Origin of the sequence: Intrasporangium sp. (assembly GCF_039812505.1) — a bacterium.
Lineage (GTDB): Bacteria > Actinomycetota > Actinomycetes > Actinomycetales > Dermatophilaceae > Intrasporangium_A.
Genome location: NZ_JBDIAQ010000166.1, coordinates 1 through 7,463 on the forward strand (window position 1 = coordinate 1; position 7,463 = coordinate 7,463).

The following is a 7,463-nucleotide window of genomic DNA, read 5'->3' on the forward strand; positions in this document are numbered from 1 at the left end:
ATGCAGGGAGTCTGGCAGAGCCGGTATGCCGCTCGCAGGCCGGGCCGACGTGACCCTCCCCACGCTGGGGTGGCCGCAGACTGCCCGAGGCCCGATGGACGCCCTGCACTGTCGATCGGGACTGGTGCACTGTCGATCGGGAGTGGTGCACTCTGGATCGGGAGTGGTGCACTGTCGATCGGAAGAGCTGCACTGTCGATCGGGATTGGTGCACTCTCGACTACGGTGGCCGGGTGCGTCTCGTCATCGCCCGGTGCAGCGTCGACTACCGCGGCCGCCTCACCGCCCACCTGCCCGTCGCCACCCGGCTGCTGCTGGTCAAGGCGGACGGGTCGGTGCTGGTCCACAGCGACGGCGGGTCCTACAAGCCGCTCAACTGGATGGCGCCGCCCTGCGCGATGACCAAGACCGACCCGGACGAGCTGCAGGCCGAACAGGGCGTGGTCGCAGTGTGGCGGGTCGTGCACGCGAAGACCGGCGACAGCCTGACCGTGGCCATCCACGAGCTCCTGCACGACAGTACCCACGAGCTCGGCCTTGACCCGGGCCTGGTCAAGGACGGCGTCGAGGCGCACCTGCAGGAGCTGCTGGCCGACCAGATCCACACGCTCGGTCCCGGCTGGTCGCTGGTCCGACGCGAGTACATGACCGCGATCGGTCCGGTCGACATCCTGGCCAGGGACCACACCGGCGCGAGCGTCGCGGTCGAGATCAAGCGCCGAGCCGAGATCGACGGTGTCGAGCAGCTGACCCGCTACCTCGAGCTGATGAACCGCGACCCGCTGCTGGCCCCCGTCACCGGCGTCCTCGCGGCGCAGGCCATCCGGCCGCAGGCGCGCACGCTGGCCGAGGACCGCGGCATCCGGTGTGTCGTGATCGACTACGACGCCCTCAAGGGCAGCGACGACGCCGAGTCGCGGCTGTTCTAGCGTCCGGCCGACGCCGGCCCGAGGGCGGCGAGGTCGCGCGAGGCCCGGATGACCTCGACCATCTGCACCATGATCGCGTTGAGCCCGAAGTCCTTGGGGGTGAACACCATGGCCACCCCGGCCTGCCGCAACGCCGCCGCGTCGGACTCGGGGATGATCCCGCCGACGACGACCGGGATGTCGTCGGCGCCGGCCGCGCGCAGGCGGTGCAGGATGTCGGGGACCAGCTCCATGTGCGACCCGGAGAGGATCGAGAGGCCGACGAGGTGGACGTCCTCGGCCACCGCCGCATCCACGATCTGCTCTGGGGTCAGGCGGATGCCCTGGTAGACCACCTCGAAGCCGGCGTCCCGTGCCCGGACCGCGACCTGTTCCGCACCGTTGCTGTGACCGTCCAGACCAGGCTTGCCGACCAGGATGCGCAGCCGCTCGCCGAGCTCCCGGCTCGTGTGCTGCACCGCCTGCCGGGCCTGCTCCAGGCCACCGTCCGGCGCGAGCGCGGCGCCGCCGACCGATGCAGTGACGCCCGTGGGAGCGCGATACTCGCCGAACTGCTCGCGCAGCGCGGCCGCCCACTCCCCCGTCGTCACCCCGGCCCGGGCACAGTCGAGCGAGGCCGCCATCAGGTTCGCGCCCGAGGAGGCGTCGGCCCGCAGCCGCGCCACGGCCTGCTCGGCACGGGCCCGCCTGCCCGGGTCGGCGTCGCGGCGCTCGCGCCACTGCCGCACGGCCGCCGCGGCGGCCTGCTCGACGCTCGGGTCGACGGTCTGGATGGCGGCGCCGAGGTCGGCGGTCAGCGGGCTGGGCTCGGTCGTCTCGAACCGGTTGAGCCCGACGACGACATCGACGCCGGACTCGATGCGGCGGCGCCGCTCGGCGTGCGAGGCGACGAGCGCCGACTTCATGTAGCCGGACTCGACGGCCGCCACCGCCCCGCCCAGGTCGGCGATCCGCGCCAGCTCCGCGCGGGCACCCGCGACGAGCTCGGCCACCTTGCGCTCGACGACGGTGGAACCGGCGAACAGGTCATCGTACTCGAGCAGGTCGGACTCGAAGGCGAGGACCTGCTGCAGGCGCAGCGACCACTGCTGGTCCCAGGGCCGGGGCAGGCCGAGGGCCTCGTTCCAGGCCGGCAGCTGGATCGCCCGGGCCCGGGCATCCTTGGAAAGGGTGACGGCCAGCATCTCCAGGACGATGCGCTGCACGTTGTTCTCCGGCTGGGCCTCGGTCAGCCCGAGCGAGTTGACCTGGACGCCGTAGCGGAACCGGCGCGCCTTCGGGTCGGTGACGCCATACCGCTCCCTCGTCAGCTCGTCCCAGAGCTGCACGAAGGCCCGCATCTTGCACATCTCCTCGACGAACCGCACCCCGGCGTTGACGAAGAAGGAGATCCGCCCCACCACGTGGGGCAGCTCGTCCTCGGGGACCTGTCCGGAGGCCCGGACCGCGTCGAGCACGGCGATCGCGGTCGAGAGCGAGTAGGCCAGCTCCTGGACCGGGGTCGCACCAGCCTCCTGCAGGTGGTAGCTGCAGATGTTGATCGGGTTCCACTTCGGGACCTGACCGACCGTGTAGGTGACCATGTCGGTGATCAGCCGCATCGACGGTCCGGGTGGGAACACGTAGGTCCCCCGGGAGAGGTACTCCTTGATGATGTCGTTCTGGGTGGTGCCGGCGAGCGCGCGGACCCACTGTTCCGGCTCGTCACCGGCCGCCGCGGCCTGGCGCTCGGCGGTGACCTGGTAGAGCGCGAGCAGCCACATCGCGGTCGCGTTGATCGTCATCGACGTGTTCATGTCCCGCAGCGGGATGTCGCGGAAGAGCGCCTCCATGTCGCCGATGTGACTCACCGGGACCCCGACCTTGCCGACCTCGCCGCGAGCCAGGGGGTGGTCCGGGTCGTAGCCGGTCTGGGTCGGCAGGTCGAAGGCGACGGACAGGCCGGTCTGGCCCTTGGCCAGGTTGCGGCGGTACAGCTCGTTGCTCGCCGCGGCGCTGGAGTGTCCCGCGTAGGTCCGCATCACCCACGGCCGGTCGCGGGTGGGGTGCCGGGTCGACTGCGTCGGGTCCTGCTCAGGCATGCCAGCGAACGTACCGGCGGGCCTGTGGGCGCGGGAGGGTGTCAGGCGGTGAGAGTGGACACAGTCCGGCGCGCGGGCGGATCGGCCGGCGTCGGGTGTCCCGCGGGCGCGGGCGCCGCGGGCGAGGTCGCCGCGGGCGCGAGGATGTGGTCGAGCCGGCAGCCGCGTACCAGCCGGGTGGTCCGCTCGGAGGAGCCGACCAGCCAGAGCCGCCGCTGCTCACGACGGGCCCGACGGTGGAGGTGCACGATGACGCCCAGCCCCGTCGCGTCGCCGATCTCGGCCCTGTCGAGGTGCAGGCGCAGCTCACCGGGACCACGGGAGATGACCTCGTGCAACGCGTCGCGGATGTCCGGCACCGTGTGGACGTCCAGGGGGCCCTCGATGACGACGTCGTGACCGTCGGGGGCATCGAGTACGAGAATCGGCGTCGTGCGGTGGCGTTCCGGCGTCATCGGTGACCCTCTCGTGGTGCCTGTGGCAATGATGCAGGCCTTATGCCCGAAAACGGCGCAGCCACGCGTCAAGAAAGGGTCAAGACATGGTCAAGTAACCCCAGCCACGGCCGAACCGGCCGGTACGTGAAGACGGCGCCGGCTCTCAGCCCTCCCAGGGCTCCTCGTCCGGCTCGCGGGAGACCTCGGCGCCGAGGGCCCGCCACGCCTCCTCGAAGCGGGGATACCCGCGGTCGATGTGGTGCACGCCGCTGACGAGGGTCTCACCCTCGGCGACGAGCCCGGCGATCACCAGGGCCGCCCCCGAGCGGATGTCGCTGGCCTCGACCGGGGCGCCGGAGAGCATTCGCACGCCGTGGACCATCACGTGGTGGCCGTCGACCTGTGCGTCGGCACCGAGCCGGGCCAGCTCCTGGACGGTGCGGAACCGGGCCTCGAAGACGTTCTCGGTCACCATGGCGCTGCCAGCCGCGACCGAGTTGTAGGTGATCGCGAAGGGCTGCAGGTCGGTGGGGAAGCCGGGGTAGGGCAGCGTCGCCACGTCGAAGGCCACCGGGCGGGCCGGCCCGGCGGCGACGCGAAACCCGCGGTCGGTCGGTTCGACCGTGCAGCCCGCCCGCTCGAGGGCGCCCAGCGGTGCGCGGAGGTGTTCGAGGACCCCGCCGACGATCTCGAGGTCGCCACGCGTGGTCGCCGCCGCAAAGGCCCACGTGCCGGCTGCGATCCGGTCGGGGATGACGGCATGGCTGGTGGGCTGCAGCGCCTCGACGCCGTCGATCACGATGTGCGAGCTCCCCGCACCCGAGACCCGGGCCCCCATCGCGACGAGCAGGTCGGCCAGGTCGACGATCTCCGGCTCGCGAGCGGCGTTGTCGATGCGGGTCCGGCCCCGGGCGAGGACGGCTGCCGTGAGGATGTTCTCGGTCGCACCGACGCTCGGGAACTCGAGCCGGATCCCGGTGCCGGTCAGGCCGTGCGGCGCCTCGGCGATCAGATAGCCGTGGGAGACGTGGACGGCGGCGCCCAGCGCCTCCAGGCCGGCGGTGTGCAGGTCGAGCCCCCGAGACCCGATGGCGTCTCCGCCCGGGACCGCGACGTCGGCCTGTCCCGTTCGCGCCACCAGGGGACCGAGCACCGAGATGGAGGCGCGCAGGGCCCGGACGAGCCGGTAGTCGGCGCGGTGGCCGACCGTCTCGGGCACGTCGAGGACAACCACCCCGGCGGCCGGGTCGTAGTCGACGTCGACGTCGAGGCTGCGCAGCAGCTCGGCCATGATCGTCACGTCCGCGATCGCCGGCACGTTCGTCAGGGTCGTGCGCCCCTCGGCGAGCACCGAGGCGGCCATCAGCTTGAGGGCGCTGTTCTTGGCTCCGACGACCGTCACCGCACCCACGGGGCGGGCGCCACCGCGGACCCGGAACCGCTCTCTCACCCGAGAGACCCTATCCGCAGATCAGCGGCGCGATCTGCCAGAGTTGGGCACATGGTCAACCTGACGAAGATCTACACCCGCACCGGTGACGACGGCACCACGGCCCTCGGCGACTTCTCGCGGACCAGCAAGACCGACCCGAGGTTGCAGGCCTACGCGGACTGCAACGAGGCCAACGCGGCCATCGGGGTGGCCATCGCCGCAGGTGACCTCGACGAGGACGTCCGAAGCACGCTGCTGCGCGTCCAGAACGAGCTGTTCGACGTCGGCGCCGACCTGTGCACCCCGTTGCAGGAGACCTATCCCTTCCCGCCGCTGCGGGTCGGCCAGCCGTGGATCGACGACTTGGAGGGTGACTGCGACCGCTACCTGGCCGGGTTGCCCAAGCTGAGGTCCTTCATCCTGCCGGGCGGCACGGCCGGGTCTGCCTACCTGCACCTCGCGACCACGGTCGCGCGGCGGGCCGAGCGCTCGGCCTGGGCCGCCCTGGCCGAGCACGGCCAGGCTCCAGGGGCCGAGCGAGGGACCGGCGGGGTCAACGTCCTCACCGCGAAGTACCTCAACCGGCTCTCGGACCTGCTGTTCATCCTGGCCCGCGTCGCGAACCTGCCGATCGGCGGCGACGTCCTCTGGCAGCCGGGAGGCGGCCGCCTCCCGACACCGGAGTGAGGTCGGCCCGCCGACGAGCACGCGCCGATGCCCGTACCCACCGACGACCATTGGTCGCGCGGGTGACCCTTGGCCGGCCCCGGCCAAGCACGACGCCGACGGCGCGCAGCCCTCGGCGCCGACCAACGGTCGTCCGTGCGCTCAGACCCGTCCGGTATGCCGCTCAGCTCGGAACCGCGCGGTGGCCGGCCGGGCCACGGTGGCGCTAGGCCACGTTGACGTTGAAGCCGGGCGGGGCGGCCTCCTGCCACGAGCGCAGCGCCATGTAGTCCGGATGGGGCAGCGCGAGCTCGAAGCGCACCGAGCCGGAGGTGCACGGGACCCGCTGGGCACCCGGCACGACCGGTATCGACTCTCCGGGCGGGAGCGGGCCGGGAGTCTCCAGCAGCAGGGTCTGCCTGGCCCAGCGGTGTCGCGGACGTAGCGAAACGCCCCCGAGCGCGTACCACTCGAGGGCGTTCTCGCCGAACCGGATCAGGCCGACCCGCCAGCGCCTGGCACCGACGAGCCGCATGGCACAGACCGTCAGGGGGAGGCCGTGCGCGATGTACCGGCGCCGCGCATAGGTCACCACGAGCACGAGGGCGACCAGAACCAAGAGCGTGCCGATCACGATCTCCGTGGAGACGAGCGCGGACGGCACGCCCGCTCCTCAGTGCCCGGTGCTGTGCAGCGACGTGGCGTCGACGTGCTCGGCCACGATCGTCACGACGTCGGAGTCGACCGAGAGGAACCCGCCGTCCACCTTCGCCTGGTGGCGCGAGCCGTCCATCGCCTCGATCGTCACCTCGCCCTGCACGATGGCGCCGAGCAGCGGCGAGTGGCCGGGCAGGATGCCGAGCTCGCCGCTGGCGGTGCGGCCGCGGACGAACTTCGCCTCGCCCTCCCAGACCTTGCGGTCGGCAGCGACCATCTCGACCTTCAGTGAGCCCACGTGATCCTCCGGATCTAGACAGTGTCAGAAGTGTAGTGCCTGGCCGCGATCCCGCCCCCGGACGGCACAGTAGCCGGACACCCGGACGCCGGATGCCGCTCGGGCGCAGCTTCCGGGGGAAGCTGCGCCCGGCAGCGCGGCAGCCGCGGGTCCGGGGGCCGGTCAGAGGTTCTTCTGGATCTCGGCCCACTGGCGCTCGACGTCGTCGAGCCCGCCGCACATGAAGAACGCCTGCTCACCGACGTGGTCGTAGTCGCCGTCGGCGATCTTGGTGAACGCCTCGATCGTGTCGGCGAGCGGGACCGTCGACCCGTCCAGTCCGGTGAACTGCTTGGCCACGTAGGTGTTCTGCGACAGGAAACGCTGGATCCGGCGCGCCCGGTTGACCAGGATCTTGTCCTCCTCGGAGAGCTCGTCGATGCCGAGGATCGCGATGATGTCCTGCAGCTCCTTGTTGCGCTGCAGGATCGACTTGATCCGCACCGCGGTGTCGTAGTGGTCCTGGGCGATGTAGCGCGGGTCGAGGATCCGGCTGGTCGACGAGAGCGGGTCGACGGCCGGGTAGATGCCCATCGAGGCGATGTCCCGGCTCAGCTCGGTCGTCGCGTCCAGGTGGGCGAACGTCGTGGCCGGGGCGGGGTCGGTGTAGTCGTCGGCCGGCACGTAGATCGCCTGCATCGAGGTGATCGAGTGGCCCCGCGTCGAGGTGATCCGCTCCTGCAGGGTGCCCATCTCGTCGGCCAGGTTGGGCTGATAGCCGACCGCGCTCGGCATCCGGCCGAGCAGCGTCGAGACCTCCGAGCCGGCCTGGGTGAACCGGAAGATGTTGTCGATGAACAGCAGCACGTCCTGGTTCTGCACGTCGCGGAAGTACTCCGCCATCGTGAGGGCGGACAGCGCGACCCGCAGGCGCGTGCCCGGCGGCTCGTCCATCTGGCCGAAGACCAGGGCGGTCTGACCGAG

The 7,463-nt window shown here is 71.5% G+C and carries 8 protein-coding genes; 2 read left to right on the forward strand and 6 right to left on the reverse strand.

Annotated elements, in window-relative coordinates; translation table 11 throughout:
- Positions 1 to 233 precede the first annotated feature (233 nt).
- Positions 234 to 929, forward strand: coding sequence for an endonuclease NucS (gene nucS / locus WMI84_RS15805; RefSeq protein WP_347354734.1), 696 nt, complete (start codon positions 234 to 236; stop codon positions 927 to 929).
- Here nucS and WMI84_RS15810 read toward each other — a convergent pair.
- The 3 genes from WMI84_RS15810 to murA form a co-directional block, all read right to left on the reverse strand.
- Positions 926 to 2,950, reverse strand: a complete 2,025-nt coding sequence (locus tag WMI84_RS15810) for a protein meaA (protein ID WP_347354741.1) — start codon at positions 2,948 to 2,950, stop codon at positions 926 to 928. The genes nucS and WMI84_RS15810 overlap by 4 nt on opposite strands.
- Before the next feature lie 101 nt (positions 2,951 to 3,051).
- Positions 3,052 to 3,465 carry an STAS domain-containing protein gene (locus WMI84_RS15815; protein ID WP_347354735.1) on the reverse strand — a complete coding sequence of 138 codons (414 nt, stop codon included), beginning with the start codon at positions 3,463 to 3,465 and terminating at the stop codon, positions 3,052 to 3,054.
- A gap of 145 nt (positions 3,466 to 3,610) precedes the next feature.
- The gene (gene murA / locus WMI84_RS15820; RefSeq protein ID WP_347354736.1) at positions 3,611 to 4,897 is read right to left on the reverse strand and encodes a UDP-N-acetylglucosamine 1-carboxyvinyltransferase; all 1,287 of its coding nucleotides are present in this window, start codon (positions 4,895 to 4,897) and stop codon (positions 3,611 to 3,613) included.
- A gap of 51 nt (positions 4,898 to 4,948) precedes the next feature.
- Here murA and WMI84_RS15825 point away from each other — a divergent pair, with 51 nt between their 5' ends.
- Entirely contained in the window at positions 4,949 to 5,566 is a 618-nt protein-coding gene (locus tag WMI84_RS15825; RefSeq protein ID WP_347354737.1) for a cob(I)yrinic acid a,c-diamide adenosyltransferase, read from the forward strand.
- Positions 5,567 to 5,771: 205 nt separating this feature from the next.
- On the opposite strand, the gene WMI84_RS15830 is transcribed toward WMI84_RS15825, so the two are convergent.
- From WMI84_RS15830 to atpD, 3 genes are all read right to left on the reverse strand, one after another.
- Positions 5,772 to 6,209, reverse strand: a complete 438-nt coding sequence (locus tag WMI84_RS15830) for a DUF2550 domain-containing protein (protein WP_347354738.1) — start codon at positions 6,207 to 6,209, stop codon at positions 5,772 to 5,774.
- A 9-nt stretch (positions 6,210 to 6,218) separates the two neighbouring features.
- The gene (locus WMI84_RS15835) at positions 6,219 to 6,500 is read right to left on the reverse strand and encodes a F0F1 ATP synthase subunit epsilon (RefSeq protein ID WP_347354739.1); all 282 of its coding nucleotides are present in this window, start codon (positions 6,498 to 6,500) and stop codon (positions 6,219 to 6,221) included.
- Positions 6,501 to 6,662: 162 nt separating this feature from the next.
- The coding region (gene atpD / locus WMI84_RS15840) for a F0F1 ATP synthase subunit beta (RefSeq protein ID WP_347354740.1) at positions 6,663 to 7,463 on the reverse strand (801 nt) is incomplete at its 5' end.